The sequence below is a fragment of the Microbacterium sp. JAI119 genome (assembly GCF_013410135.1).
GTDB lineage: Bacteria > Actinomycetota > Actinomycetes > Actinomycetales > Microbacteriaceae > Microbacterium > Microbacterium oxydans.
This window is the reverse complement of record NZ_JACCCK010000008.1, coordinates 43,223-67,899: the sequence shown is the minus strand read 5'-3', so window position 1 is coordinate 67,899 and position 24,677 is coordinate 43,223. Positions and strand designations below refer to the sequence as shown.

Genomic DNA, 24,677 nt, shown 5'->3' with positions numbered 1-24,677 from the left:
CCACATGACTCAGCACACTTTCTCATCCGAGGCGGAGCTCGAGGAGGCGCTCGCGACACCGAGCGCCGGCCTGATCGCCGACCTCGCGCGCGGGGCGGGCGACCTCGTGATCCTGGGGGCGGGCGGCAAGATGGGCCCGACTCTGGCCATGCTCGCTCGCCGCGGGATGGATGCCGCCGGACGGAAGGGCGACGCGGTCTACGCGGTCTCCCGGTTCGGCGATGCCGCGATCCGCGAGCGCCTGGAGATCGCGGGAGTGAAGGTCGTCTCGTTCGACCTGATCGAGAACGACGACTTCTCCGCCCTGCCGGACGCCCCCAACGTGGTGTTCATGGTCGGTGCGAAGTTCGGTGCAGCGACCAACGCCTCCTGCGCATGGGAGGTCAACGCCGCCCTGCCCGACCGCGTCGCCCGCCGCTATCGCGACAGCGCGATCTCGGTGCTCTCCACCGGCAACGTCTACCCGTTCCTGCCGGCGTCGTCCGGCGGAGCATCCGAAGAGGTGCAGCCCGCACCGATCGGCGAGTACGCACAGTCGTGCCTCGGCCGTGAGCGCGTGTTCGAGTTCGGAGCGCAGGAGCGCGGCACCAAGGTCGCGATCATCCGCCTGAACTACGCGGTCGACCTGCGTTACGGGGTGCTCGCCGACATCGGCAGTGCCGTGCACGCCGGGCAGCCGGTCTCGGTGGCCACCGCGAACGTCAACGTGATCTGGCAGGGCTACGCGAACGAGGTCGTGCTGCGCAGCCTCGTGCACGCGTCGACCGCGCCGTTCACGATCAACCTCACCGGCCCGGAGCTGCTGAGCGTCGAGTCGATCGCCCGCCGTTTCGGCACGCTGTTCGACCGCGAGGTCGAGATCGTGGACGACCGCCAGTCGACCGCGCTGCTCAGCGACGCGCGCCGGTGCATGGCCCTGTTCGGCTACCCGGCCGTGTCCGCCGAGACGCTGATCGGGATGCAGGCCGACTGGATCGAGAAGAGCCTGCCGATGATCGCCAAGCCGACCAAGTGGGCCGTGCGGGACGGGAAGTTCTGATGGCCGGTTCTGCCGAACGCACCGCGACCGTGCCGTCGCTGCGCCCCGAGGCCGCGGCGACCCTCGCCCGCGGCGCGGTGATCCCCGCGCACCCGCTGGCGCTCACGGCTGATCGCGCCCTCGACGAGCAGCGTCAGCGGGCGCTCTCGCGCTACTACCTCGATGCGGGAGCCGGTGGTCTCGCGGTCGGCGTGCACACGACGCAGTTCGAGATCCGCGACCCGGAGCACGCGCTCTTCGAGCCCGTGCTCGAGCTGGCCTCGGAGGAGATGGACGCCCGAGACGATGCGACCCTCGTCCGCATCGCCGGGGTGGCCGGCGACACCGCCCAGGCGGTGGCCGAGGCGGAGCTGGCGCGATCGCTCGGCTACGACGCCGTGCTGGTGAGCCCGCGCGTCGCCGGGGCCGACGAACGCGCACTGCTCGAGCGCGCCCGCGCTGTCGGCGAGGTGCTGCCGCTGGTCGGCTTCTACCTGCAGACCGCGATCGGCGGCCCGGTGCTCGACCGCGACTTCTGGTGCGAGTTCGCCGCGATCCCCTCGGTGGTGGCGGTCAAGGCCGCCCCGTTCGATCGCTACCGCACGCTCGAGCTCGTGCGCGGGGTGGCTGCCTCCGGCCGTGCCGACGAGATCGCGCTCTACACCGGCAATGACGACGCCATCGTGGCGGATCTGCTCTCCGAGTTCCACGTGGACTCGCCCGACGGACCCCGCACCCTGCGGTTCGTCGGCGGGCTTCTGGGCCAGTGGGCGGTCGGCACGCGGGCGGCGGTCGCGCTGCTCGACCGTGCGCAGCGGGCCATGGCCGGCGACGCCGAGGCCTATCGCGAGCTCGGGCTCGTCGCCTCCGACATGGTCGACGTGAATCAGGCGGTGTTCGATCCGGGCAACGACTTCCACGGCGTGATCGCGGGCGTGCACGAGATGCTGCGTCAGCAGGGGCTGCTCGAGGGGATCTGGTGCCTCGACCCCGCCGAGGGGCTCTCGCCGGGGCAGGCCGAGGAGATCGCCCGCGTGCGTCGGGCATACCCGGCCCTGAACGACGACGCCTTCATCGCCGAGAACCTCGAGGACTGGCTGCGATGAATGCCGCGGCGAGCGCACCGGCCGTGGTCGCGGTCGTCTCGGAAGAACTCTTCGCGGAGTTCTTCTCGTCGGCGGATGCCGAGCGTCTGGGCGCGGTCGCCGCTCGTCTCGGTGGTTCTCTCCTGCGCGTCGATCGTCTCGCCGAGGCCGAACTCGACGATGCACGCATCGTGATCACGAGCTGGGGTGTCGGGCCCTTCGACGCCGCAGTGCTCTCGGCGCTGCCGAAGCTCGAACTGATCGCGCACACGGGGGCCACGATCAAGCCCTTCGCGACCGATGAGCTGTTCGACCGCGGTGTCGTGGTGACGCAGGCCGGCGCGGGGATGGCGCGACCGGTGGCCGAGGTGTCGCTCACCTTCACGCTCGCGCTGCTGCACCGCGTGCCGGAGATGCACAACGCCCTGCGCGCCGGCGACGGTTGGTACGACGCGGCGGCGGTCGGGGTGCAGCGCGAGATCCTCGGCACGCCCATCGCGGTCATCGGGGCTTCGCGTACCGGGCGGGCCTACCTCGAACTCATCCGCGCGCTCGGGGCCGAACCGCTGCTGGTCGACCCGACGCTCGCCGCTTCGGAGGCTGCTGCTCTCGGCGCAGAGCTCGTGCCGCTCGACGATGCCCTGCGCCGCGCGCAGATCGTCGCCGTGCACGCCCCGACGCTGCCGGAGACCCACCACATGATCGGTCGCCGCGAGCTGGCGTCGATGCGCGACGGCGCGGGGCTGGTCAACACCGCGCGCTCCTGGCTGGTCGACGAGACCGCGCTGCTCGACGAGCTCCGACGCGGGCGGCTCAGCGCGGCGATCGACGTGTTCGACGAGGAGCCGTTCGCCGCGGACAGCCCGTTCCGGACGCTGCCCGGGGTGCTGGTCACCCCGCATCGCGCGGCGGGCACGCATCAGGGGCGGCTGCGTCAGGGACGGATCGTCGTCGACGAGGTCGAGGCCTTCGCCGCGGGGCGTCCCCTCGCGCACACCATCACCCGCGACCAGCTGTCTTCGATGGCATGAGCGGCACGCCGCTGCGTGTGGCCTTCGCCGGACTCGCGCATTCGCACCCGTACACCGACGCCGCCAACGTGCGAGCGCTCGGGGCCGAGGTGGTCGGCGTGCACGATGCGGACACCGCTGCCGCAGGAGAGTTCGCGGCGCGGTTCGGTGGGGTGGTGGTGGCCTCGCTCGAGGAGCTGGCTGTGCTGCGACCGGACCTCGTCATCGCGACGCCGCGCCCGCATGAGGTCGCGCCTTTCCTGCAGTCTCTCGGCGGCGGGGTCGCTCCGGTGTTCGTGAACAAGGTGATCGCGGCGACGGAGGCTCAGCTCGCCGAGGTCGACCGTGCTCTCGCGGCATCGTCCGTCGCGGTGGGCACCAGCTCGGTGCTGCGCTTCGCCCCCGCGCTCTCCGCCCTTGCCGCGGAGGTCGCGCCCTTCCTGCAGACGCTCGACGACGTGCTCGCGCTCCGTGTGCACGCCCAGCACGACAACGCGGGCTTCCGGGTGCCCGCCCGCTCCTGGCAGGACGATCCGCAGCAGGGTGGGGGGACCGCGGTGACGGTCGGCGTGCATGCCTGGGAGATGGTCGACGTGCTGCTGCCGGGGGCGGCCCTGGTGTCGGGATCCGGGTGGACCCGTGTGCGGCGGGGATCGAGCACGGTGTCGGAGGATGCGGCGGGCATCGACGGCCTGCTGCGGGTTCCCGGTGCGCAGCGTGACGTGCCGGTGCAGGCGCTCGTCACCGGGACTCCCGGGCCGGACGCCTACACGCTGGAGGTCGTGACCGCCGACGGGATCCGCGCGCTCGCGCTCGACGTCGACGACGCGAACACGGAGCTCGGGTTCCACGGCCTGATCCGGGCGCTGCTCGACGCGGCCGCACACGGTGCGACAGTCGCTCCCTGGACCGGCGCGCGGGCGGTCGTGGCGAACACGATCCACGCCGCCGACATCGCGAGAGGTCAGGCATGAGCGCCCAGAGGATTCGCGCCGCCTGCGCAGAGGACCAGTCCGCCCTGACGGCGCTGTGGGCGACCGTGTTCACACCGCCGCTGGCGCCCGACCAGTGGCTGATCGATGATGATCGGCTGGCGCACACCTTCGTGGCCGAGGACGATCGAGGGGTCTGCGGATCCATCTACGGTCTGCCCAAGCGGCTGCGGGAGGACGACGGCGGTGTGGCGCACGTGCACGCGATCGGCAGTGTCGCGGTCGCCGGGCGTGCCAGAGGGCAGGGGCTCGCGCGCCGTCTCGTGGCCGCGACGCTGGAGACCGCGGGCGACGCCGAGTGGGCGCTGCTCTTCACGGGTACCCCGGAGGTGTATCGCTCCAGCGGCTTCGAGACGTTCGCCATGGCACGGACCCTGACCGGTCCCTGGAGCGCCCCCATGCCCCGCAAGCACGAGGAAAGCGTCGAGGGGCGCGTCGAGCGCGAGACGGTCGGACTCGGGAGCCTCCGTTCGCTGCGTGACGTCTACGAGCGCTCGCGTGCCGGGCGGGTGGTCCTCGCGCCGGTGCGCAGCGACCGCGACGCGGCGATGGCGGAGGTGCGGATGCGGGGTGCGACGCTGTATCGCCGCGTCGAGGGTTCGACCGTGCTCGGCTACGTGATCGCCGAGCATCGAGGGGGCGTCGGCGTCCTGCTGGAGAGTGCGGTGCTCCCGGATTCCGAGCGTGTGCGCGACGACCTGCTCTCCGCCGTCGCCGCGGACTGGGCGCTCGCCGGGGTGTCGTCGTGTGACCTCGCCGTCCCTGCGCTGCCCGACGAGGAGTCCGCGCTTCATGCCTTCGCTCCGCAGGCCGTGCGGCAGGACGACCGCACCGGCATGATCCGTTCGCTGCGACGCACGGCCCGGCTGGACGGCATCCGTCACTTCACGGCGGGCGACTACTTCTGAGTGACCCGCTCGGAGACGGCACTGGGGACTGGGGATCGATCGGATGATGCGGCCCGGCAATCAGCCGGACGCCTGACCGCGGTGATGACGCCGCAAGGAGGATGAGCATGGCCCAGAAATTGAGCACCACCCGGAAGATGAGCACCACCCGGAAGATGAGCACGACCCTGAATGCGGACATGACGCTGCAGGACCCGTCGGCGCGCGAGAGGAACGAGACCGCGGTCCTGCGCAGTCGGCGCATGCTGCTCGCGGGGTTCGGGGCGGCCGCGATCGGCGGCGTGGCCGCCGTCACCACGCAGACACCGGCGCAGGCGGCCGGACCCGTGGCACCCCAGGATTCCTCGGGCTCGAAGAGCGTGGCCAACGGCGGTACGGCGGTAGCGCTCGCGAACCGGAAGGGCAAGGACGGCGACCTCGCCCGCACGGCCGGGTACGCGACGCCGGGTGATGGCGGCGCCGGGCTGTACCGCTTCGTGAAGAAGGACGCTCCTGCCGCGAACGGAGGCACCGTGCTCGCCGGCCCCAAGGGCGGAGCGTGGGTGCTCGTGCACGGCGGGGTCGTCGACTTCCGGATGTTCGGGATCATGGATGCGAGCGTCAACGCCGACGACGCCCTCGACGCCATGGTGAACGACGCGAGCATCCATCGCGTCGAGGGGCACAGCCCCCTCAACTTCATCCGTCGCCACAAGTTCTCCCGATCGAACATCGCCTTCGATTTCGGCGGACACCTCATGACCACCGTCGGCATCGAGAACGCCGGCAAGGACGATCCGTTCGCAGCGGTCATGTTCTTCCGCGGCGAGGTGACCGATGCCGTGCAGGAGGCCAAGCTCGGCGAGGTCGTGCCCGACCTCGGTGACATCTTCCCGGTCGCCGACTCCTCGTTCTTCGCGGTCGGGGACTGGTATGCCGCCGAGGTGAACGCGCTGTCGGGTCGCTGGGAGCGCGAGCTGCAGCGGATGGTGCAGGTGACGCAGATCGTCGACGGCACGCACATCCGCATCAACTACAAGAACGGCTGGCCGCTCGGTAAGGATCGCACGATGACCTGGCGACGGGTCGTGCCGGTGCAGGACGTGACGGTTTCGAACCTGAAGTTCCTCGGCACCGGCACCGACGAGTACACCGGCTCGCACCCGCTGGCGTTCGAGTACGCGGTGCGCTGCGACGTCGACCACATCGACGGCACGGGCACGTTCTGGCCGCTCATCCAGCGGCGCTGGAACACGTACTACTCGACCGTGAGCTGCACGCTGAAGAACCCGACCTCGGTCACCTGGGGAGGTGCCGGCTACCTGACGCAGCAGATCTATTGCCTGTACGGATACGTCGCCAACTGCCACACCGCGAACGCCCGGCACCTGAACGACTTCACCGCGAGCGCCTACTGCCTGGTCGAGAACTGCCACGGCGACGGTGATGACCAGGGTCCGTTCGTCACGCACGGGCAGTACGAGCACGACCTCACCTACACCGGCAACTCGGGACTCATGACGTTCGCGAACTCCGGTGCAGCCTGGGGTTCTGCGGCCAAGCGCATCACCGTGCGCAAGCACGTGTGCTCGTGGTTCGTCGCGCGTGTGCGCATCACCGACCTCACCCTCGAAGATGTGCAGGTGATCGGAAAGCCGTCGCTCGCGGGCTCGGGGATGCTGTGGATCAACGCCGACGGCGCGCAGCTGCGGGGGTGCACCGCGTCTGACACGCTCATCATCACGCAGGCCTCGGACAACTCGGCACGGCCGACGACCATCACGGATTCGCACTTCACGTTCGTTGCCCCCGGCGAGCTCACCAACGCCACGGTGAAGACGCCGGTCACGTTCGTCGACACCGTGCTCGATCGGGTCGGCGGCATGAAGATCGCGGGTGCAGGTGCGGTCACGTTCCGCGGCTCGACACTCACGGCGGCCGACGATGCCGCGCCGATCGCGTCGTCGTCGGAGCGCCTGCGCTTCGAGGGAGCGACGCTCCGCAACGTGCGTATCGCGGCAGCGAGGGCAGAGCGTCAGGCAGTCGAGATCGCGGGATCGGACGTCGCGAACAAGGGCGGCATCGGTGTCGCACGCACCGGCGACGGCGAGCTGCACCTGACGCTGAGCGACAGCACCTTCCGCGCCGAAGGTTCGGCCACGCACGTCTCGGTCACGAAGGGCACCAACCACTACCGCGCGGTAGGCAACCGCTTCGAGGGCGGAGCGCTGGAGCTGACGGACACCGCGTTCGGGGGCTCGTCCACGCTGCTTCACACCGGCAACGTCGAGTCGGGTGTGACTCGCACTGCCTTCCCCACGGAGAGCCCGCGCGTGGTGGACACGGCCAACCTCGTGGTCTGACCCGGACCCGCGACCTGCCCCTGCGACCTGCCCCGCGACCCAGCGCTGAGTGCACCGGATGTTGCCGAGTGCACGGCTTCTCGACGTGAAGGAGCCGTGCACTCGGCGAGAACCCGTGCACTCGGCGGGCCGCGGATGCCTGCGGCGCCGGCGGGTCAGAGGCCGGTGAGTACGACGAGCTTGCCGACGGCGGTGCCCTGCTCCATCGCGGTGTGCGCCTCGGCGATCTGGTCGAACGCGTAGACCCGGTCGATCGGCACGGTGGCCTCGCCGGCCGCGACCGCGTCGAGGAAGCCCTGGAGCACGGTCGGCGGCAGGTCGGCCGCGCCTCCGCCGTAGGCGCTGAGGCGCACGCCGCGGGGAATGTACTCGATCGGGTAGAAGTCCTTCACGGTCCACTGGTTCGAGAGCATCCCGGTGAAGCAGACGACGCCGTGTACGCGGGTCGAGCGGAGCGTGTCCGGCAGGGTGGGTGTTCCGACGAGCTCGAGGGCCGTGTCGACGCCGTCGGGCAGGATCGCTCTGACCTGCGCCTGCACGTCGCCGTCGTCGATCAGCACATGGTCGACGCCGATGCGGGTGAGGGCGTCGGCCCTGTTCGGGTTGCGTGTGGTCGAGAAGACCGTCATTCCGCGCTGCTTCGCGAGCACCGCGGTCGCCATCCCGATCGACGAGGTGCCGCCGCGGATCAGGATCGACTGGCCGGGCTGGGCATCGAGCCCCACGGTGAGCGATCCGTAGGAGGTCTGCAGCATCTCCGGAACGGCGCCGAGGGTGCCCCAGTCGAGGTTGCTCTGGAAAGCGATGACCTGGGTCGCGGGGACGCAGGTGTACTCGGCGTATCCGCCGTCGTAGGTGCGTCCCATCCCGCCCATCACCGCCACGACCTGTTGCCCGGGGGTGAATTCGCCACCGGGTGCGTCGATGACGACGCCCGTCGCCTCGATGCCGAGCACGCGGGGGAAGGTGACGCCCTCCGCGAGGCCGAGCCGGGTGTGCAGCTCGGAGCGGTTCAGGCCGAACGCCTTCACCTGGATCAGCACCCAGCCCTCGCTCGGTGTCGGAATCGGCAGCTCTCGGATCGTGAGCGCCTCCGCGGGGCCCGGTGTGTCGAGCACGATCGCGCGCATCATCTCGGTCATGGGGTGACTCCTGTCGTCGGTACGGGCTTGCGCACCCGAAGGGTGGCGAGCGTGGTGGCGAAGTGCTCAAGGTCGGCAGCGAAGACGCTCTGGAACCACGGCTCCAGCTCTCTGCCGAAGGTCTCGGTCGCGATCGTCAACATGTCCTTGCCCGCCGGCGTGAGCGTGATGAACGAGGCCCGTCGGTCGTCGGGGTTCGGTGTGCGCTCGCAGTAGCCCGCTGCTTCGATGCGAGCGACCAGCTTGCTGGTACCGCCCTCGGTGATCGAGAGCTCGGTCGCGATGTCGGAGGCCCGGCAGTTCTCGATCCTGTCGATGGCCCGCATGGGCTCGAACCAGCTCAGCGGCAGGGAATGCTCGGCGCGGAGACGTCGGTCGACCGCCTCCCAGATCTCCATCTCGAAGCGGATCACATCATCGAAGAGTCGATGCAGGTCCACGGCGCATCCTTTCCACGACCACTGGCTTACTTTCCATGGCAAGTATATGGCGATTCCGTGGACCAGGGTGCGAGAAGGGTGATTCCCGCCCGCGGGCGAGGGGGCGGGCCTAAGCGGCGGGGAGGCCGACGAGCTCGGCGCTGCGCTGCCAGAGCGCCTCGGCGAGAGCCGCGTCGTTCACCTGCGGATTGACCTTCGCGGTCAGCTGACGCTCGTCGTAGTAGGCGCCGGAGAACCACGTTTCATCGGGGGTTCCCTCGATGAACCAGCGCAGGGTCGCGCCGCCTTTGTCTGCACCGATGAGCATGAGGTGCTTGAGTGGCGTGCGGTAGAGCAGCCGCATGATGCTCGACGAGTCCGACGCGAAGTTCGTCTGCACGGTGCCGGGGTGGAACGCCACGGCGCTCAGTCCGTCGGCGTGGAACTTCGTGTGCAGACTCTTGGCGAACAGCACGTTCGCGAGCTTCGCATCCCCGTAAGCCTTGTTCGGACTGAACCGGCGGGTGTTGTCGAGGTCGTCGACATCGAGGTGCCCGAACAGGCGATGGGCGATGCTCGACGTGTTGATGACCGCACCTCCGGCCCGCAGCAGCCGCGGAAGCAGCAGGTTCGTGAGCAGGAACGGTGCCAGGTGGTTGACCTGCATGGTCTTCTCGAAGCCGTCGACGGTCGGAGTGCGATCGCCGAAGATGCCGCCCGCGTTGTTGGCCAGCACGTCGATGCCGGTGTCCCCCACGGCGGCGGCGATCTTCCCGGCCAGCGCCCGCACGTCGTCGAGCCGGGCGAAGTCGGCGGTGAACCACTCGGCTCCGGTCTCCTCGGCGACGGCACGGGTCTTCTCGGCGGAGCGGCCGACCAGGATGAGGCGGTGGGCGGGTCCTGCGAGCTGTCGCGCGGCGGCGGCGCCGATGCCGTCGGAGGCTCCGGTGAGGACGATGGTCTTCGGTGTCATGGTGCGGCTCACTCGGCCGAGACGGACGGCGTGATGCGCTGCACGGCCCTGGTGACATGCTCGGCGATCACGGTGCGTGCCCGTTCGGGGTCGCCGCTCGCGATCGCATCGACGATCTGCTGGTGGCTGCGCACATGCTCCTCCTGCTCGGCGGGATCGAGCGCGGAGTTGGCCGCCTGGATGAAGCCCGTGATGCGACCGCGCAGCTGGCCGCTCACCTCGTCGAGGAATCGGTGCTCGGCGAGGTCGGCGAGCGTCTCGTGGAAGAGGCGATCCTGGCGCAGCACCTCGGCGATGTCGCCAGGGGCGGCGTCGGCCATGGACTGGATGATGGCCCCGAGCCGCGCAGCGGATTCCTGGTTCCACCGTTCCTGCACGCGGATGGCCATGAACTGCTCGAGCACGATCCGCAGGCTGGAGATCTCCTCGAGGTCCTGTGCGCTGAGCTGAGCGACGCGTGCACCGCGGCGGGGTTCCCGTGTGATGAGGCGCTCTTCCGCCAGCCGGGTCAGGGCCTCGCGCACGGGGATGTGGCTGACACCGAGTCGATCGGCGAGCTTGCGTTCGACCAGACGCTCGCCGGGGGCGAGTTCTCCCGAATGGATGGCCGTGCGCAGTTCGTCTGCCACCTGTTCGGCGATGTTCTGATCCGAGACGCTGCGCATTCGGTTGCCCTTCTCGATGCACGGTGCCGTCTGGTCGAGCGGGCGCGCAATCGTTCGATCGATGCTATGGCATTTCGTCGATGGGTGGACACGGCGCCGGATTTGCTAGATGCTATAGCAAGCCTATCCACCGATGACGAAGGAGTTGTCATGTCCGGGACCCGAACCGCCCCCGATACGCGCACACCCGAGGAGGTCGGAGCCTCCGCCATGAAGAAGGCCATCTGGCGCCTCGGCCCGTTCCTCGGGCTGCTGTACCTCGTGGCCTACATGGACCGCAACAACGCGGGGTTCGCCAAGCTCGAGATGACGGCCGCGCTGCAGATCACCGAGGCCGCCTTCGGGTTCGCCGCCGGCATCTTCTTCATCGGCTATCTGCTCTTCGAGGTGCCGAGCAACCTCCTGCTCGAGCGGTTCGGCGCCCGCAAGTGGATCGCCCGCATCATGGTCTCCTGGGGGCTCGTCGCCGCCCTCACCGCGTTCGTGCAGGATGCCACGCAGTTCGCGATCGCGCGGTTCATCCTGGGCATCGCCGAGGCCGGGTTCTTCCCCGGGGTGCTCCTCTACCTCACGCTCTGGTTCCCCCGGCAATACCGCACCCAGGTGCTGGTCGTGTTCGTGCTGTCGAACCCGATCGCGAACGCCGTCGCCGCACCGCTGTCGGGTTGGATGCTCGAACTCCACGGGATGTGGGGGCTCGACGGCTGGCAGCTGGTCTTCCTGCTGCAGGGCATCCCCGCCGTGCTCCTCGCCTTCGTGGTCTTCTTCTGGCTGCCCGATCGCCCGCAGGACGCGCGCTGGCTCGACAAGACGGAGCAGCGCTGGATCACCGACACTCTGGCTGTCGAGACCGCGGCGACCGAGCAGAAGCACGGGCGCCTGCGCCTGCGCGAGGTGTTCAGCAACGGGCGTCTGTGGACCCTGATCGTGCTGTTCTTCGGCGTCGTGTTCGGTGCGTACGGGCTGGGCATGTGGCTGCCGACGATCGTCAAGAGCATGGGCGACTTCTCCAACACCACGACGGGCTGGCTCGTCGCGCTGCCGAACCTGTGCGCGGCGCTGGTCATGCTGCCGTGGGAGCGTGCCGCCAGGAAGCAGGGCAACATCCCGCTGCAGATCGGCATCACGCTGTCGATCACCGCTCTCTCGCTCATGGCCGCGGTCGCGGCGCAGGGCACACCGGTGCTCGCGCTCGCCGCCCTGTGCGTCGGCATGTCGGCGCTGTTCTCGACGACACCGCTGTTCTGGAGCCTGCCGCCCATGGTGCTCACGGGAACGGCGGCCGCGGCCGGACTCGCGTTCATCAACTCCGTCGGCAACCTCGCCGGTTTCGCGGGGCCGTATGCGATCGGGTGGATCAGTGAGACCACGGGCTCCGCGATCTGGGGGCTGCTGCTGATCTCCGCACTCACGTTGCTCGGGGCGACCATCGCGTTCGTGCTGAGCCGGCGACCGGACTTCACGGTTCCCGCTGAGGTGCTGCTGGCCGAGAAGAAGCTCTCATGACCGCGCGGACTCCCCTGGTGCCGGAGGAGACCGTGCGCTCCTCGAGTCGCCGTGCCCTCATGGCAGGACTCGGTGCGGTCGCACTCGGTGCGGCCGGCTCCCTCGCCGTGACGGCGCCCGCACAGGCGGCCCCCGTCGTGGCAGGTGCGAAAGATCTCACGCGAGCGGAGTCCGTCGCCGAGCTGTCCCGCCTCCGAGCTCGCGACGGTGAGGTCGCGATCGTCGCGGGGTACCGCACGCCGGGCGACGCCGGGCTGCTCGTCTACGTCGGCGCCGAGAACGCGAAGATCGAAGCGAACGGCGGTACGGTCATCGCCGGCAAGCGGGGAAGCCGCTGGCTGCTGCAGCACGACGGCACCGTCGACTTCCGGGTCTTCGGCATCGCGGGACCGGAGACCGCGGCCGACGATGCGCTCGCGGCGATGGTGAACGATCCCCGCATCCGCCGGATCGAGGCGAGCACCGACCTGCTGTTCCAGCGGCGGCACCGGTTCAGCCGGTCGTACCTCGAGATCGACTTCGGCGGACACGTCATCACGACCGACGGCATCGAGCCGAACAGTCACGATAACCCGTTCGGCGCCGTGATGTTCTTCACCGGGGTGTCGAAGGACGTCGTGGTCGAGCATGCGCTGGCCGACGCCTGGCCCGAGCTGACCGACGCGGTCTCCGTGCCCGATGCGTCCCGGTTCCCCGTCGACTCCTGGTGGGCGCTGCAGTGCGATCCCGTCGCCGGCGGAGGGGCGGACGAGCGCGAACTCCAGCGCTTCGTGCAGGTGACACAGCAGATCGACGGCACCCATATCCGCATCGACTACCTCAACGGCTGGCCGCTCGACAAGGGTCGGAAGCTCATCTGGCGGCAGATGGAACCGGTCGCTGGCGTGCGCATCGCGAACATGCGGTTCCTCGGCGCCGGACCCTTCGACGGCCCCACCGACGGCTCCTTCCCCGACTCTCGGGAGCTCACCGGCTCCCACCCGATCGCCTTCGAGTACGCGATCCACTGCGACGTCGCCGACGTGCACGCGAGCCGCACCTGGTGGCCCGTGATCATGCGGCGCTGGAACACGCACTTCACCACGGAACGCTGCTCGGTGGAGAACCCGCCGACCGTGTTCTACGGTGGCGCGGGCTACCTCACGCAGCAGATCTACAGCCTCTACGGACGGGTCAGCGACTGCACGTCGTCGAACGCCCGGCACCTGAACGACCTCACCGCCAGCGCCTACTGCATCGTCGAGAACTGCCACGGCGACGGTGACGACCAGGGCGGCAACCCGTTCACCACGCACGGGCAGTACGAGCACGACCTCACCTTCATCGGCAACTCGGGTCTGATGGACATCGCGAACTCCGGCGCGCAGTGGGGCACCGCCGCCAAGCGCATCACGGTGCGCGACCACGTCTGCTCCTGGTTCGTCGCCGGCACCAAGATCAGCGATCTGACGCTGGAGAACGTGCGCGTGATCGGCCGCTCCACCTTCGATCCGCAGGCGTCCATGACCATCAACGCAGACGGCGCCCAGGTGCGAGGGTGCACTGCGGGACTTCTGGCGATCGGACAACGGTCGCAGCGCTCGTCGCGACCGACCGTGATCTCGGACTCCACCTTCGCGCTGCCGAAGGACCAGGTGCTCGTGCAGACCCCGGTCACGGCTCCTGTGCGCTTCGTGGACTGCACGATCACCGGGATCGACGGGGTCAAGGCTCGCGGGTCGGGTCCGGTCGAGTTCGTGGACTGCCGCCTCAGCGGCCCGGCGCCGGGTGCGCCCTTCGAGCTCGGCGCCGCCAAGGTCACCATCCGCGGCGGATCCGTGCGCGACGTGCGCCTGAGCGCGACCGCCGTGCGCGACCAGCTCATCGCCCTGGGCGGGGTCGAGCTCTCCACGGGGCGCACGGACGGGGCTCTGCTGGGCAGGGCCGCCGGTGCCGGCGTCGTCACCTGGCGGGTGAGCGGGGTCACCTCGACGGTGCCGAAGGGCGCGGCGCACCTCGACATCGGCACCGGCGTCAACCACGCCCGCGTCACCGGCAGCCAGTTCGTCGGCGGACGACTACGGCTGGCGGACGGATTCGCCGAGCCGTCGACGCTGCTCTACAGCGACACCGTCGAGCGCGGCGTCGAGACGGCGCTACCGGAGGCCGGACCGCGCGTCGTCATCGCAGACGTGCTGACGAGCGCGTGACGGACGGCATCATGGACATCAGGGAGGACCACGCGTGAACGACACGGCAGCTGCGACGCACCTCGGAGACCGCATCCGCATCCCGCGCACGCAGGCGGGCATCGGCGTCGCCCGGCGCGACATCACGCCGCCCGTCGGCATCCGCGCCAAGAACTGGGGCCCGGCCGACTGGGAGCGCTCCGAGGGGGCGCACCGGCCGTTCGAGCTGACCGCGCTCGCGGTGGTGGCCGCGGACGGACGCCCCCGGGTGCTCCTCGCCGTCGACGGCACGTGGTGGCGCCGAGTCGCCGACGAGCAGGGCGTGCGCGGCGCCATCCTCGACGGTCTGGGCTTCGAACCCGATCAGCTCATGCTCTCGCTCTCGCACACCCACGCCGGGGCCGTGCTGTGCGCCGCGGACGCGCATCTGCCGGGCGGGGAGCTCATCCCGGGGTACCTGGAGGCGCTGTCTGCCGCGGGTATCGCGGCCGGGCGCGAGGCGCTGGAGACCGCCCGGCCTGGACTGATCGAGTGGACCACGGACACCTGCACCCTCGCGGCGGAGCGCGAGCTCGACCTCGAAGGCCGCGCGCTCGTCGGCTACAACCCCCAGGGCACCGCCGACGACACGGTGACCATCGGCCGGATCAGCGTCGACGGGGAGGTGCGGGCGACGCTGGTGAACTACGCCTGTCATCCGACGACCCTGGCCTGGCAGAACCGCGAGGTGTCGCCGGACTACGTCGGCGCGATGCGCGAGATCGTGGAGGCCGCGACCGGTGCACCGTGCCTGTTCGTGCAGGGGGCGTCGGGCGAGCTGGCCCCGCGGGAGCAGTACACCGGCGACGTGGCGGTGGCCGACCGGCACGGACGCGCGCTCGGGCACGCGGTGCTCGCGGCGTTGGACGGCTTGCCTGTGCCCGGCGAGGAGCTGACGTTGGACGGTGTCGTGGAGTCGGGTGCTCCGCTCGCGATCTGGACAGGGACCCCGGCGGACGGCGGCGAGGAGGCGGCGGGAGTCGTCTCGGCCGTCGAGCTGCCGCTGCGCGACCTGCCCACCCTGGACGAACTCGCCGAGGAGTGGAAGGACATCGACCCGCGCTCGCGGGAGGAGCGCCTCGGACGAGCGCGGAACCTCCGCGACGGTTACATCGAGGGGCCGACCGTGTCGCATCCGGTGTGGGCCTGGCGGCTCGGGGACGCCGTGATCGTGGGGCATCCGGGTGAGGCCTACTCGCGGCTGCAGACGACCCTGCGGGAGCGGTTCCCCGAGACGCCGATCGTGGTGATGAACCTGACGAACGGCCCGGGGTTCGTGTACCTCCCGACCCGCGAGGCCTACGACCGCGGCGCCTATCAGTCCTGGCAGACGCCCTTGGCTCCCGGCGCCCTCGAGCTCCTGGAGTCCCACGCCGTGTCGGTGGTGGCCGGGTTGTTGGCCTAGCTCCGGTCGCGATATTCCACCTACTTCGAGGCTTTCGGCTGGAACATCGCGACGGGAGCGGCCGTAGACTGCTATAGCAAACGTATGACTGAGGAGAAGCACGCATGAGTCAGGCACCCGTCGCCATCGTCACCGGAGGATCCGCCGGCATCGGCTGGGAGATCGGCCAGCGACTCTCCGCGGACGGCTACCTCGTCGTCGCGACCGACCGCGTCCCCGGGCTGACCGCGGGCGAGAACCCCGCCGGGATCCTGTGGCGGGAGCTCGATGTCACCGACCACGCCGGGGTCGACCGGGTCTTCGGTGAGATCGAGGCGGAGCTCGGGCCCATCGAGGTGCTCGTGAACAACGCCGGGATCCAGCGGCACCGTGGCATCGAAGACCTCACGTGGGATGAGTGGTCCGCGGTCGTCGACGTGAACCTGCACGGGGTGTTCTCCGCGCTCCAGGCCGCAGGGAAGCGCATGCTCGACCGTGGTGAGGGCCGCATCGTCAACATCTCCTCCATCTCCTCGCGCGGCTCCGCGGGGCGGGCACCCTACGCCACGACCAAGGCCGCCGTCATCGGACTCACCTCCACGGCGGGGGCGGAGTGGGCGTCGCGCGGTGTGCGGGTCAACGCTGTCGCGCCCGGTTACGTCGACACGGGCGTCTTCCGGCAGGGCGTCGAGCAGGGGACGCTGAGCCTGGACACGATCCTGTCGCGTATCCCCGCGAAGCGCCTGGCGGAGGCAAGTGAGATCGCGGCCGCGGTCAGCTTCCTCGTCTCCGACCAGTCGCGCTACATGAACGGGCAGACGCTGTATGTCGACGGTGGCTTCATGGTGGACTACGGCGTGCCCCTGGCGAAGAAGCCCGAATGACCACGATCGCCCGCATCGACACGGCCACCGCCGTACTGCCGCTCCCTGCGCCACTGCAGCTCGGCGCGATGACAGTCGTGCGGCGAGAGTACTCCGCCGTGCAGGTGACAGCCGATGACGGAACGACCGGGATGGCGTACTGCCTTTCGCGGGAGGCGCCGATGGGCGAGATCGTCGGCCGTCTCGTCGCCCCGCACGCGGTGGGTGCGGATGCCGACGACCCTGCGGCGGCGTGGGAGCGGATGCTGCGCGGCAGTGCCATCGTCGGCCGGGTGGGCTTGGTGCGGCGCGCCATGGGGCTGGTCGACATCGCCCTCTGGGACATTGCCGCCCGGCGCGCGGGCATGCCGCTGTGGAAGCTGCTCGGCACCGGTGATGCTCCCCGGGAATCGATGCTGGTCGCCGCTTACCCGTCTGCGGACCGGGCTCCGCGGGAGGTCGCCGACGAGGTTCTCGCGCAGGCTGCTGGATGGACGAACGTGAAGATCTCGCGCATTCCGGATCCGGCATACATGCGAGAACTCCTGGCGACTCTGAATGCAGAGCTGCCCGCTGACACAGGGCTGGTCGTCGATGTGGGTTTCGGCTGGCCGGATGCTGACACCGCGCTCGCGGAGATCGCGCAGTGGGGCGACCCGCAGCTCGCGTGGCTCGAAGACCCGCTGCTGCCGGAAGACGCAGCAGGTGTCGCGCGCATCCGCCGGGAATCGGGCCTGGCGGTCGCCGTCGGCGATGAGGTCACCGATCCCGCGGTGCTGAAGGCGCTGGTCGAGGTCGGTGGTGTCGAGGCGCTGCGCCTCGACGTCGTGGCGATCGGTGGTGTGACGCCCGCCCGCGAGATGATCGCATGGGCGACCGAGCGCGGTGTCCCGGTCTCCGGGCACGTGTATCCCGAGGTCACCGCACACCTCGGGATCGGCGTGGAGACGTTCGCGCGAGGAGTCAATCCGTACGACCCCGCGCCGTCGTTCATCCTCGGTGGTCCGTCGTTCGAGGGTCTGGTGCGCCCGACGGATGCCACGGGACTCGGCTTCGCTCTCGATCCCGCCGTCTTCCGATTCGAGAGGGATTGACATGACGGAATCTGCACGCAGCGTCGTCGTGACGGGCAGCGGCAAGGGCATCGGCCGTGCCATCGCAGAGCGCCTCACGGCTGACGGATGGATCGTGGTTGGGCTCGAGCGCTCTGCCGGCTCGGGCACGGTCGAAGACGGCATCGTGGCTGAGGTGGTGCTCGGTGACGCGTCGGATCGCTCGACGCACGAGCGCGCGGCTGCTGCTGCCCGCGCCAGAGCCCCGCTCGCCGGCTGGGTCAACAACGCCGGCATCACGAAACGGACGCCCCTGCACGAGCTCGACGAGTCCGTGGTGCGCGAGGTGCTCGACATCAACGGCTTCGGCTACATCTGGGGCTGTTCGACGGCGGTCTCCGCATTCGTCGACCAGGGTGTGGCGGGCGCCATCGTCAACATCGGTTCGATCCATGGGCGCTCCAGCTTCACCGACCACGCCGCCTATGAGTTCACCAAGGGCGGCATCGACGCGCTCACCCGCAGCGTGGCCGTGTCGTATGGCGCTCTGGGCATACGAGCCAATACGGTCGCTCCCGGTGGCGTGCGCACCCCGCATCTGGAGGCGCAGATCGCCCGGGCTGCCGATCCCGCCGCCGAGGAACGTGCCCTCGCCGAGGGGCCGCCCATGGGCCGGATCGCCCGCGCGGAAGAGGTGGCCGCGCTCACGGCGTTCCTTCTCTCCGACGAGGCGCCGTACCTGTCGGGGCAGTCCATCGCGGTCGACGGCGCGTGGACGGCATCCTTCGGCGACATCGCCATCGACCCGGGTCTGCGGGAGCGTTTCGAGGGCTGACGGGGCACCTACCGGAGATACGCATCCACCAGCAGTGCTCCCCGAATCACCCGCAGCTCGTCGATGATCCGGGCGATGCTCTTCGCTCCGACGGAGGGCAGCGCCAGGTCGTGCGGACCGAGCGGTTCGAGCTTCCCGGTGCGGATGCGGATCACCTCCCACCCCACAGCACGCAGGGCGCGGTCCTTGCGCAGATCCGCGTCCTGCCGCTTGCCGACATGCTCCAGGCCGTGTCGGCCGACCGTGTCGTACTCGATCGCGATGCGCAGCTCCGGCAACACGATGTCCGGCCAGACCTCGGTGTGGCGGAAGAACGGGCGCGAGACCTTGACGGCGTTCACGGTGGTGTCGAACTCGATCGCGACCCCGAGTCCCGCCCGCAGACGTCCCTCCGCGGCAGAGGCGGGCTTCGGCGCGCACTCACTCGCGAACGCGGTCCCCGAGGGCAGGTCGGGCGTCTTGGTGCAGAGTGCAGGCGCGGGGCGACGGGGCCTACGGGGGATGGCGCGAGCTTCCCCGAGCACGACCGGCTGCGGGCGGGCGAGCGCGGAGCAGTCCGGACACCACCCGGAGCGGCGCCGGACGCGTCCTGGACGTTCGCGCTGCTCGGTCGGTGTGGCGGCGAACCGATGGCCGACCGGGCACTCCCAACACACGAGCACGTCGGCGGCGAGAGGGATCTGCGACAGCGCGATGCCGTGATTCAGCTCGGGGTGGTACTGGCGGATCAGCTCCGGGTACGCGGCCCACCCAGCGCGATAAGTTCCCACGTCATACGGAATCGCGCGACCGCGGGAGAACTGCCGTCGCGCCCACCACTGCATCACCGGTTCCGGCACGCGCCGAACCTACCTGTGAGGACCGACACCGGGTGCGGGCCGGGCGCGACGTCCACGGATGTCCCCGGTCCATGCGACGATCCGCTCGTCGACAGGAGAGCAGGATGCGTGGGGAAGCGACCGTGCTGCACGCCGACCTCGATGCGTTCTACGCGTCGGTCGAGCAGCGCGACGCCCCGGAATTGCGCGGGCGACCCGTGATCGTGGGCGGCGGGGTCGTGCTGGCGGCGAGCTACGAGGCGAAGGCGCGCGGGGTGCGCACGGCGATGGGAGGCCGGCAGGCGCGCGAGCTCTGCCCCGATGCTGTCGTCGTCCCTCCGCGCATGGAGGCGTACTCCGCCGCGAGCAAGGACGTATTCGCGATCTTCCGCGACACCACCCCGCTCGTCGAGGGGCTGTCGATCGACGAGGCGTTCCTAGAGGTCGGCGGTTTGCGACGCCTCGCGGGCAGTCCCGAGCGGATCGCGGCTCGATTGCGCGAACGGGTGCGGGCGGAAGCGGGACTCGCCATCTCGGTCGGGGTCGCGCGCACCAAGTTCCTCGCCAAGGTCGCCAGCGCCGTGAGCAAACCAGACGGCCTGCTGGTCGTCGAGCCCGAGCGGGAAGAGGAGTTTCTGCTTCCCCTTCCCGTGGAGCGGCTGTGGGGCGTGGGCGCGGTGACGGCCGAGAAGCTGCACCGATACGGCATCCGCACCGTCGGACAGCTCGCCGAGCTGGAGACCGCGACCGCCGAGAGGATGCTGGGCAAAGCGACGGGTGCGCACGTGCATGCGTTGGCCCGGCTGCGCGACCCGCGGCCGGTCGACACCACGCGGCGTCGGGGATCCATCGGCTCGCAGCGTGCGTTGGGCACTCGTCCGCGCTCGGCCGAGGAACTCGACCTCATCCTCACGCAGATCATCGACCGTCTCGGCAGGCGACTCCGCGACGGCGATCGCGTGTGCCGGACGGTCGTGCTGCGTCTGCGCTTCGGCGACTTCACGAAGGCCACCCGCTCCCGTTCGCTCCGGGCTCCGACCGATCGCACCGCCGTGCTGCTCACCCTCGCTCGCGCGCTGCTCGCCGCCGCGCAGCCCGAGATTTCTGCGGGCGGCATCACCCTGCTCGGCATCTCACTGTCGCAGCTCGACCGTGCAGGGAACGTGGCGCCCGAGCTGCCGATCGACTGGGGCGACGAAGCGCGCCTCGACACGGTGCTCGACACCCTGCGCGGCCGCTTCGGTGCGGACTCCGTGTCGCGGGCGGCACAGCTGGGTCGTGATCGGGGTTGGTCGTCGCCGGTCCTGCCCGAGCACGAGTGAGCCGCACGACGCTCAGGCTTCTCGTGCCGGTCCGGTATCTTGAGCTCGACGGCGCCGAGCCGAAGAAGGGCGCAGCCGCAGATGAACGCACTCAGCCGGACGGGATGGGTCCTGGTCGTGCTCGTGCGCGGGCTTCTGCTTTGGGTGCTGATCCCCTTCGCCTTCCTCTCCTGGCTTCTCCTCCACTGGTGGGCGCAGAAGGCCTCGCGTCGACAGGCGCTGTGCTGGTACGACGCGCATCTGACCGTCGCGCTCGCGCGAGGTCCGTTCCGCCTGATGATCGCTCCCGACAATCGGCGCTTCGACCGGATTCCGAGGATGGCGACGGTGGAGCCCCGAAAGACCAGTCTCTTCGGCATGCACACCATCGAGGTCTTCGATCTGGTGTGAAGACGGCGCGCTCGGCGAGATGCCCCCCGCGCCTCAGGCCTTGAGCATCGACGCCCTGGCGATCAGCCCGTCCACCACATCGAAGGTCGCGATGGTCTCGGTGGCGACGCCGGCGTTGATCACCTGTTCCTGTGCGACAACCCACCGGGTGCCGAAGAGCACGCTGGTCTCGATGACGCACGACAGCTCGGGGTTCTGCAGTCGAGGCTCGTAGAACGCACGGATCGCGGCGGAACCGACCACGGGTTCGGCGGCGACACCGGTGATCACGGCGTCCTCGGCGTAGGTGGCCACGAACGCGTCGAGGTCGTGTGCGTTGAACGCGTCGAGCTGCGCCTGCACGGTTTCGAGGGCGGAGCGGTCCAGGGGTGCGTGGTCAGTCAATGCGAACTCCTCCGTTGACGTCGTAGGTGGCGCCGGTGATGAAGCGTGCTCGCTCTGAGGCGAGGGATCCGATGATCCAGGCCACGTCCTCCGGCTGCCCGAACGCGCCGAGGGGGATGCCCGACTCGAGCTTCTCGCGCCCCGCCCCCTGCAGCTGGTCCGTGATGGCGCTCGCGACCGGGCCAGGGGTCACGGCGTTGACGCGGATGCCCTCCGAGGCGAGGTGCCGGGCGAAACTGCGCGTGATGGCCAGGATCGCACCCTTGCTCGCGGCGTAGTGGATGCCGGTCTGCAGCGCGCCGACCTGGCCGGCGATCGAGGCGATGTTGATCACCGAGCGGTCGCCCTCCGCTGCCCGGAGCAGGGGGAGCGCGCCGCGGGTCAGGAAGAAGGTGCCGCGGGCATTGGTCTCGAGCACCATGTCCCATTCATCGAACTCGATGTCGTCGTAAGGCGTGTAGGGGCAGACTCCGCCGTTGTTGACGAGCACGTGGAGCGATCCCCATGCGTCCGTGATCTCGCCGACGAGTGCGTCGATCGACTCGCGCTCCTGCAGGTCGAGGCGCGACACGTGAACCTCGGGTGACCCTGCCGCCCGGCACTCCTCCGCTATGCGCAGCGCTTCGGCCTCCCGTCCGGCATACGTGATCCAGAGGGCAGCACCCTCGCGGGCGAGTTCGAGGGCGGCGGCGGTCCCGATGCCGGAACTCGCCCCCGTGATCAGAACGCGGCGCATAGTCATCCCTAAACGCTATAGCAAAAGGGCGGTCATCCGCGACCTCCGGCGCCGTCAGCGGATCCGCCCGCGGTCATCGCCGGCGAAGGCTGCGATCGACGGAACGGCGCGGCGAGGGTGGGCAGGATGTGCCGACGGTGGACGATCAGGAAACCGGCGGCGATGATCAGCTGCAGAGCGGAGAGCACGTAGCGGCCGCCGGTGTCGGTCACGAAGAACTGCACGAGGAAGATCGCTGCCAGGGCGATGGCCGATCCCAGGTGGAATCGGAGAGCGAGGAGGATCGCGACGCCCATCACGGTCTGGGTGCCGGTGAGCACGAACTCCTCGATCTGCCGGGCATCGAGCGGCAGATCGGACCCTCCGCCACCGAAGAAGTGCGCGAGGGGGAGCGAGCCGACCAGGAGGCTCCACTGGTTGACCTTCGACGCGATGAGGGTGGCGATCGCGGCTGCCCCCATTCCCCGGACGGCGAAGAGCACCGCGATGATGAACTCGGGCGCCTCGGAGGCGAGGGGCGCGAGCCACTGCACGAGGAAGAAGCTGTCGATCCCGAGCGCGGTTCCCGAATCGACGAGACCGGTTGCGAACGGCTCGGCGCACGCGAGGATGATGCCCGCCGAGACGATGAACATCGAGATCACGGTGATCCGCCGGGCGCGGGTCGGCATGCCCGCGATGTGCGCGGCGGCGCCGACGAACTCGTCGTGGCTTTCGCTCTCCGCGCGGCCTGCCCGCCACAGGTAGGTGACGAATGCCCCGATGAGCACCAGGCCGAACCAGATCGGGATGTTCCCGAACAGTGGGATGGCGAACGCGAGGATTGCCAGCACCGCGAGGAAGCCGACGTCCAGGCGTGCGGTGACGGGGAGCTCGAGGGCGAGACGCCGGGCTTCGCCGCGTCGTGCCCGGTTCGCGATCACGAGGGCGACGATCACGACGAGTGGCCACCCGAAGCCCAGGAGCAGTCGGTTCGATCCCGTCATGTTCGCGGCGGCGTACTGCGCGTACTCGGGGTCGGAGCCGGAGCGGAACGCGTAGTACAGGTCGACGGCGTACTCGGGGAGCACGGCGATGAGGGCGAGGATGGCGATCGCGAGGGCGCCGGAGATGTCCTTCTGCGCGGCCTCGGCGGCCCAGGCGAGCACGAAGCTCGCCGCCACGACCGCCGCCCCGAAGACGACGAGGTCGAGCATGGGATTCGGGTGGAAGCCCAGTGTGCGGAACACCAAGGCGGGGGCGGCGATCAGGAGGCACAGGGCGAGACGGCCGATCAATGCGCGTGGCATGGGGAACGGTCCTTTCGGTCGGGCGCGACCGAGAGAGGACAAGACAGAGCTCCGGCCGCGCGTGGGCCGAAGGTCTCGTTCATCCGGGAGACAGGGGCACCGGACGATCATCGTGAACGTCAGTATGTCGATGCGGCCTCAGGCTCTCGCGAGCCCGGAACTACTCCCCTTCGATCTCCCCAGTCTGGCGAACACGGCGCGCGATCCCCCTGCTCAGACGGAGATTCAGAGGGTTTCGGCACCCCTCACGCGTGAACTCGCTGGCGCCCGAGCGGGCGGCCCAGGATTTCGGAACAGTGAAAGGGCCCAACTTCGGTATCGCGATGCGCATATCTGCTAGATGCTATAGCATCGCATCCATGACCGAGCCATTCATCCTCGTCAGCGACTGCGACCTGCCGGGAACCGTCATCGAAGACACGCTCCGACAGGCAGGACTGCGCGCCGATCGCGCCGCATCCGGAAGCCCGGACGACATCGCCGCCCTCGGTGCCGACGCCGAAGGGCTGGTCGTGCAGTGGGCGCAGATCACGGGTGATGTGATGGACCGGATGCCGAACCTCCGCATCATCAGCCGTGTCGGCATCGGGTACGACATGGTCGATGTCGAGGCTGCGACCGTTCGTGGCATCGCCGTCGCGAACACCCCGAGCTACTGCATCGAAGAGGTGGCGGCGCACACCATCGCCATGATCATGTCCCAGGCGCGCGGCCTGTCCGCCTACGACCGCGCCGTGCGTGCCGGGACCTGGAAGGCCGTCGACGCACGACCGCTCGCTGTGCGCCCCTCGGCCACCACGGTGTCGGTGCTCGGCTTCGGACGCATCGGCTCGATGGTCGCTCGCGGTTGTCGCGCGCTGGGCTTCCGCGTCCTCGTCGCCGACCCCTTCGCCCCCGCCGACGCCGTGCGCGAAGCCGGGTGCGAGCCCGTAGAGATCGCGGAGGCCGTCGCGCGTGCCGACATCCTGACCCTGCACGTGCCGCTCACCGACGACACCCGGCACCTGATCGACGCAGCCGCCCTCGCGACCATGAAGCCGGGAGCGGTCGTGGTGAACACCTGTCGCGGTCCGCTCATCGACGAGGAGGCGCTCGCCGCCTCGCTGCGGGCGGGACACATCGGTGCCGCGGCCCTCGACGTGTTCGCGGGAGAGCCGCTCGCCGCCGACTCGCCGCTGCGTGACCTCGATCAGGTGCTGCTCACACCGCACGCCGCCTGGTATTCGCCCGAGGCGCTGGCCGACCTTCCGGTGCACGCGGCCGAGAACGTCATCCGTTACCTGGCCGGCGAGTCCGTGCCGATCGTCAACCCGTCCTTCGCCACCGCGCGCTGACCT

The 24,677-nt window shown here is 69.8% G+C and carries 23 protein-coding genes; 15 read left to right on the top strand and 8 right to left on the bottom strand.

From position 1 onward, the window contains the following. The first annotated feature begins 4 nt into the window (after positions 1 to 4). The 6 genes from HDC31_RS19600 to HDC31_RS19575 all read left to right on the top strand — a co-directional run bounded on the left by HDC31_RS19600 (position 5) and on the right by HDC31_RS19575 (position 7,355). Entirely contained in the window at positions 5 to 1,039 is a 1,035-nt protein-coding gene (locus HDC31_RS19600) for an NAD(P)-dependent oxidoreductase (RefSeq protein ID WP_179516440.1), read from the top strand. Next, positions 1,039 to 2,124: a dihydrodipicolinate synthase family protein gene (locus HDC31_RS19595; protein WP_179516439.1), complete on the top strand. Its 1,086-nt coding sequence runs from the start codon at positions 1,039 to 1,041 to the stop codon at positions 2,122 to 2,124. Before HDC31_RS19600 ends, HDC31_RS19595 begins: the two co-directional genes overlap by 1 nt. Beyond that, positions 2,121 to 3,134, top strand: a complete 1,014-nt coding sequence (locus tag HDC31_RS19590) for a hydroxyacid dehydrogenase (RefSeq protein WP_179516438.1) — start codon at positions 2,121 to 2,123, stop codon at positions 3,132 to 3,134. The genes HDC31_RS19595 and HDC31_RS19590 overlap by 4 nt, the downstream gene beginning before the upstream one ends. Next, positions 3,131 to 4,087, top strand: a complete 957-nt coding sequence (locus HDC31_RS19585) for a Gfo/Idh/MocA family oxidoreductase (protein ID WP_179516437.1) — start codon at positions 3,131 to 3,133, stop codon at positions 4,085 to 4,087. Before HDC31_RS19590 ends, HDC31_RS19585 begins: the two co-directional genes overlap by 4 nt. Next, the gene (locus tag HDC31_RS19580) at positions 4,084 to 5,013 is read left to right on the top strand and encodes a GNAT family N-acetyltransferase (protein ID WP_113680963.1); all 930 of its coding nucleotides are present in this window, start codon (positions 4,084 to 4,086) and stop codon (positions 5,011 to 5,013) included. Before HDC31_RS19585 ends, HDC31_RS19580 begins: the two co-directional genes overlap by 4 nt. A 107-nt stretch (positions 5,014 to 5,120) precedes the next feature. After that, positions 5,121 to 7,355 (top strand): peptidase C14, encoded by a 2,235-nt coding sequence (locus tag HDC31_RS19575; protein WP_257022414.1) that lies wholly within the window; start codon positions 5,121 to 5,123, stop codon positions 7,353 to 7,355. A 155-nt stretch (positions 7,356 to 7,510) separates the two neighbouring features. On the opposite strand, the gene HDC31_RS19570 is transcribed toward HDC31_RS19575, so the two are convergent. From HDC31_RS19570 to HDC31_RS19555, 4 genes are all read right to left on the bottom strand, one after another. Beyond that, positions 7,511 to 8,497: a zinc-binding alcohol dehydrogenase family protein gene (locus HDC31_RS19570; protein ID WP_174799740.1), complete on the bottom strand. Its 987-nt coding sequence runs from the start codon at positions 8,495 to 8,497 to the stop codon at positions 7,511 to 7,513. After that, on the bottom strand, positions 8,494 to 8,937 hold the full coding sequence (locus HDC31_RS19565) for a MarR family winged helix-turn-helix transcriptional regulator (protein ID WP_197429177.1): 444 nt from the start codon (positions 8,935 to 8,937) through the stop codon (positions 8,494 to 8,496). The genes HDC31_RS19570 and HDC31_RS19565 overlap by 4 nt, the downstream gene beginning before the upstream one ends. A 109-nt stretch (positions 8,938 to 9,046) precedes the next feature. Then, entirely contained in the window at positions 9,047 to 9,889 is an 843-nt protein-coding gene (locus tag HDC31_RS19560) for an SDR family NAD(P)-dependent oxidoreductase (RefSeq protein ID WP_113680835.1), read from the bottom strand. Positions 9,890 to 9,897: 8 nt separating this feature from the next. Then, positions 9,898 to 10,554, bottom strand: coding sequence for a GntR family transcriptional regulator (locus HDC31_RS19555; RefSeq protein WP_046748137.1), 657 nt, complete (start codon positions 10,552 to 10,554; stop codon positions 9,898 to 9,900). Positions 10,555 to 10,704: 150 nt separating this feature from the next. On the opposite strand from HDC31_RS19555, the gene HDC31_RS19550 reads away from it, so the two are divergent. The 6 genes from HDC31_RS19550 (at position 10,705) to HDC31_RS19525 (ending at position 18,401) form a co-directional block, all read left to right on the top strand. Continuing rightward, positions 10,705 to 12,060 carry an MFS transporter gene (locus HDC31_RS19550; RefSeq protein WP_113680834.1) on the top strand — a complete coding sequence of 452 codons (1,356 nt, stop codon included), beginning with the start codon at positions 10,705 to 10,707 and terminating at the stop codon, positions 12,058 to 12,060. After that, on the top strand, positions 12,057 to 14,249 hold the full coding sequence (locus tag HDC31_RS19545) for a peptidase C14 (protein WP_257022410.1): 2,193 nt from the start codon (positions 12,057 to 12,059) through the stop codon (positions 14,247 to 14,249). Before HDC31_RS19550 ends, HDC31_RS19545 begins: the two co-directional genes overlap by 4 nt. 34 nt (positions 14,250 to 14,283) lie before the next feature. Next, entirely contained in the window at positions 14,284 to 15,672 is a 1,389-nt protein-coding gene (locus HDC31_RS19540; protein ID WP_179516436.1) for a hypothetical protein, read from the top strand. Between the two features lie 104 nt (positions 15,673 to 15,776). Beyond that, the gene (locus HDC31_RS19535) at positions 15,777 to 16,535 is read left to right on the top strand and encodes an SDR family NAD(P)-dependent oxidoreductase (RefSeq protein WP_058631069.1); all 759 of its coding nucleotides are present in this window, start codon (positions 15,777 to 15,779) and stop codon (positions 16,533 to 16,535) included. Next, the gene (locus HDC31_RS19530; protein ID WP_179516435.1) at positions 16,532 to 17,608 is read left to right on the top strand and encodes a mandelate racemase/muconate lactonizing enzyme family protein; all 1,077 of its coding nucleotides are present in this window, start codon (positions 16,532 to 16,534) and stop codon (positions 17,606 to 17,608) included. The genes HDC31_RS19535 and HDC31_RS19530 overlap by 4 nt, the downstream gene beginning before the upstream one ends. Position 17,609: 1 nt before the next feature. Further along, positions 17,610 to 18,401, top strand: a complete 792-nt coding sequence (locus HDC31_RS19525) for an SDR family NAD(P)-dependent oxidoreductase (protein ID WP_113680165.1) — start codon at positions 17,610 to 17,612, stop codon at positions 18,399 to 18,401. A gap of 8 nt (positions 18,402 to 18,409) precedes the next feature. On the opposite strand, the gene HDC31_RS19520 is transcribed toward HDC31_RS19525, so the two are convergent. Next, on the bottom strand, positions 18,410 to 19,240 hold the full coding sequence (locus HDC31_RS19520; protein WP_113680166.1) for a zinc-ribbon domain-containing protein: 831 nt from the start codon (positions 19,238 to 19,240) through the stop codon (positions 18,410 to 18,412). 104 nt (positions 19,241 to 19,344) lie between these two features. Here HDC31_RS19520 and dinB point away from each other — a divergent pair, with 104 nt between their 5' ends. Then, positions 19,345 to 20,541, top strand: a complete 1,197-nt coding sequence (gene dinB, locus HDC31_RS19515; RefSeq protein ID WP_179516434.1) for a DNA polymerase IV — start codon at positions 19,345 to 19,347, stop codon at positions 20,539 to 20,541. 81 nt (positions 20,542 to 20,622) lie between these two features. Then, positions 20,623 to 20,931: a hypothetical protein gene (locus HDC31_RS19510; protein ID WP_113680168.1), complete on the top strand. Its 309-nt coding sequence runs from the start codon at positions 20,623 to 20,625 to the stop codon at positions 20,929 to 20,931. A 33-nt stretch (positions 20,932 to 20,964) separates the two neighbouring features. On the opposite strand, the gene HDC31_RS19505 is transcribed toward HDC31_RS19510, so the two are convergent. Genes HDC31_RS19505 through HDC31_RS19495 form a run of 3 tightly spaced genes read right to left on the bottom strand, consistent with a single transcriptional unit; the run spans position 20,965 to position 23,340 of the window. Next, on the bottom strand, positions 20,965 to 21,315 hold the full coding sequence (locus HDC31_RS19505; protein ID WP_113680169.1) for a nuclear transport factor 2 family protein: 351 nt from the start codon (positions 21,313 to 21,315) through the stop codon (positions 20,965 to 20,967). After that, on the bottom strand, positions 21,308 to 22,057 hold the full coding sequence (locus HDC31_RS19500; RefSeq protein ID WP_113680170.1) for an SDR family NAD(P)-dependent oxidoreductase: 750 nt from the start codon (positions 22,055 to 22,057) through the stop codon (positions 21,308 to 21,310). The genes HDC31_RS19505 and HDC31_RS19500 overlap by 8 nt, the downstream gene beginning before the upstream one ends. Before the next feature lie 26 nt (positions 22,058 to 22,083). Next, positions 22,084 to 23,340, bottom strand: a complete 1,257-nt coding sequence (locus tag HDC31_RS19495; RefSeq protein ID WP_218867955.1) for a sodium:proton exchanger — start codon at positions 23,338 to 23,340, stop codon at positions 22,084 to 22,086. A 359-nt stretch (positions 23,341 to 23,699) separates the two neighbouring features. Here HDC31_RS19495 and HDC31_RS19490 point away from each other — a divergent pair, with 359 nt between their 5' ends. Further along, positions 23,700 to 24,674 (top strand): C-terminal binding protein, encoded by a 975-nt coding sequence (locus HDC31_RS19490; RefSeq protein WP_113680171.1) that lies wholly within the window; start codon positions 23,700 to 23,702, stop codon positions 24,672 to 24,674. Positions 24,675 to 24,677 lie beyond the last annotated feature (3 nt).

What these genes read in the sequence shown, in the direction of transcription:
- HDC31_RS19600 (WP_179516440.1), top strand. Translation starts at nt 5, where the DNA reads ATGACTCAGCACACTTTCTCATCCGAGGCGGAGCTCGAGGAGGCGCTC.
- HDC31_RS19595 (WP_179516439.1), top strand. Translation starts at nt 1,039, where the DNA reads ATGGCCGGTTCTGCCGAACGCACCGCGACCGTGCCGTCGCTGCGCCCC.
- HDC31_RS19590 (WP_179516438.1), top strand. Translation starts at nt 2,121, where the DNA reads ATGAATGCCGCGGCGAGCGCACCGGCCGTGGTCGCGGTCGTCTCGGAA.
- HDC31_RS19585 (WP_179516437.1), top strand. Translation starts at nt 3,131, where the DNA reads ATGAGCGGCACGCCGCTGCGTGTGGCCTTCGCCGGACTCGCGCATTCG.
- HDC31_RS19580 (WP_113680963.1), top strand. Translation starts at nt 4,084, where the DNA reads ATGAGCGCCCAGAGGATTCGCGCCGCCTGCGCAGAGGACCAGTCCGCC.
- HDC31_RS19575 (WP_257022414.1), top strand. Translation starts at nt 5,121, where the DNA reads ATGGCCCAGAAATTGAGCACCACCCGGAAGATGAGCACCACCCGGAAG.
- HDC31_RS19570 (WP_174799740.1), bottom strand. Translation starts at nt 8,497, where the DNA reads ATGACCGAGATGATGCGCGCGATCGTGCTCGACACACCGGGCCCCGCG.
- HDC31_RS19560 (WP_113680835.1), bottom strand. Translation starts at nt 9,889, where the DNA reads ATGACACCGAAGACCATCGTCCTCACCGGAGCCTCCGACGGCATCGGC.
- HDC31_RS19555 (WP_046748137.1), bottom strand. Translation starts at nt 10,554, where the DNA reads ATGCGCAGCGTCTCGGATCAGAACATCGCCGAACAGGTGGCAGACGAA.
- HDC31_RS19550 (WP_113680834.1), top strand. Translation starts at nt 10,705, where the DNA reads ATGTCCGGGACCCGAACCGCCCCCGATACGCGCACACCCGAGGAGGTC.
- HDC31_RS19545 (WP_257022410.1), top strand. Translation starts at nt 12,057, where the DNA reads ATGACCGCGCGGACTCCCCTGGTGCCGGAGGAGACCGTGCGCTCCTCG.
- HDC31_RS19535 (WP_058631069.1), top strand. Translation starts at nt 15,777, where the DNA reads ATGAGTCAGGCACCCGTCGCCATCGTCACCGGAGGATCCGCCGGCATC.
- HDC31_RS19530 (WP_179516435.1), top strand. Translation starts at nt 16,532, where the DNA reads ATGACCACGATCGCCCGCATCGACACGGCCACCGCCGTACTGCCGCTC.
- HDC31_RS19525 (WP_113680165.1), top strand. Translation starts at nt 17,610, where the DNA reads ATGACGGAATCTGCACGCAGCGTCGTCGTGACGGGCAGCGGCAAGGGC.
- dinB (WP_179516434.1), top strand. Translation starts at nt 19,345, where the DNA reads ATGCGTGGGGAAGCGACCGTGCTGCACGCCGACCTCGATGCGTTCTAC.
- HDC31_RS19510 (WP_113680168.1), top strand. Translation starts at nt 20,623, where the DNA reads ATGAACGCACTCAGCCGGACGGGATGGGTCCTGGTCGTGCTCGTGCGC.
- HDC31_RS19500 (WP_113680170.1), bottom strand. Translation starts at nt 22,057, where the DNA reads ATGACTATGCGCCGCGTTCTGATCACGGGGGCGAGTTCCGGCATCGGG.
- HDC31_RS19495 (WP_218867955.1), bottom strand. Translation starts at nt 23,340, where the DNA reads ATGCCACGCGCATTGATCGGCCGTCTCGCCCTGTGCCTCCTGATCGCC.
- HDC31_RS19490 (WP_113680171.1), top strand. Translation starts at nt 23,700, where the DNA reads ATGACCGAGCCATTCATCCTCGTCAGCGACTGCGACCTGCCGGGAACC.